Here is a 542-nt window from a genome sequence, read left to right as displayed (position 1 = left end):
CTATACTGATAGTCATGATCATAAACTTCCATAGCTTCAACTTGAGATTTCGTTAAGCTATCGAAAAAGACATCATCACCAACGATACGAGCTAAACCTGCTGGAATTAATACTTCTTTTGAGCTAAACCAACCGCCTACATCAGCAATTAAGTAGCGAATGCGACCCGTAGTATCTTCTACTAGAGCACCGTCGATTTTACCGATTTTCTCTTCATTGACGCCGTAGGCTGTTTTGCCTGTTGGGTCATAGTAATCATCACCGATGACGTCACGATGGGTTGCTTGAATATCTTGTAAACGAATTAGTTGGCTCATTATTATCTTCCTTTAGTATGAGTGATTAAATTAAAGTGTGCTGATAGCTTTAGTACTAAAATTAGTCATAAGCTAAAAACATCAATATATACCTGCTGTTAATGCTTACCGTTTTGTTAAATACGATAATAGCAGTATGGTTTTTCTTATCTTTATTGCTAATTGGCTGATAAATAATGCGATATATTAGATGTACAAATTAACGTAACTCTAATAGGTCAGCCT

General features: G+C 35.8%; 1 protein-coding gene. It reads right to left on the bottom strand.

The window, feature by feature from the left end:
- Nucleotides 1–317 (bottom strand): PRC-barrel domain-containing protein (locus tag ACTXGO_RS16080; RefSeq protein WP_443575228.1); only part of this gene is annotated, 317 nt, incomplete at its 3' end.
- Nucleotides 318–542 lie beyond the last annotated feature (225 nt).

The sequence above is a fragment of the Psychrobacter sp. T6-1 genome (assembly GCF_052258445.1).
This window is presented reverse-complemented; position numbering and strand designations above follow the sequence as displayed.